Source organism: Pseudoalteromonas sp. S3178 (genome assembly GCF_005886985.1).
Classification (GTDB): Bacteria; Pseudomonadota; Gammaproteobacteria; order Enterobacterales; family Alteromonadaceae; genus Pseudoalteromonas; species Pseudoalteromonas carrageenovora.
On record NZ_PNCW01000520.1, the window covers coordinates 1 to 283 of the forward strand.

The window sequence follows — 283 nt, forward strand, 5'->3', positions numbered from 1 at the left end:
ATGCAATTGGTGGTTAGCATACTGCAATAAGATTTTTAACGTTTGCGTTTGCGCCCAATTACGCAACTTTTTGCCTGTTGCGTCGCCTAATAGCTTATCTAGCAAATGCCATTGCTCGTAGTCTTGTTGCAACTGAGCGAGATTTGCCGCTTGCAAAGAGAACTGTTGTTTATTCTGAGCATCGACCTCTAATGCACTTTGCACTTGTAGTAACTGATTTTGAGTTTGTTCAAGTGCTTGCGTCGTCTCGGCATGACTTAGTTTAACGTGTTCACTATCAACT

At 42.0% G+C, this 283-nt stretch carries 1 protein-coding gene; it reads right to left on the reverse strand.

Features of this window, described 5'->3' with window-relative positions:
• The coding region (locus tag CWC11_RS22030) for a hypothetical protein (protein ID WP_138684265.1) at positions 1 to 283 on the reverse strand (283 nt) is incomplete at both ends.